Source organism: Ancylomarina sp. YFZ004, from assembly GCF_054254355.1.
Map to the genome: position 1 here is coordinate 1 of NZ_JBTCHQ010000058.1, position 201 is coordinate 201.

Genomic DNA, 201 nt, shown 5'->3' on the forward strand with positions numbered 1-201 from the left:
TCCCTGTAGAGGATCCATTAGCAACACTAATTGTTGCAGCAGCTGCAATGGCAGTGTAGTCGCTCCCGCTGGTGGCTGTTCCTGAACCTGCATCATCAATATCGAAAGTAATTGGTGATCCTGTATTGTTAGAGCTGCTTAAAGTTATCGTGTAAACAATATCCGTTGGAGTAAGTTCTGATCCCTGAGTGCTGACACTCA

Annotated in this window: 1 protein-coding gene; it reads right to left on the reverse strand. The window is 45.3% G+C overall.

The window, feature by feature from the left end; all coding sequences use genetic code 11:
• Positions 1-201: hypothetical protein (locus ACXR6G_RS20205; RefSeq protein WP_458363263.1), on the reverse strand; the 201-nt coding region annotated here is incomplete at both ends.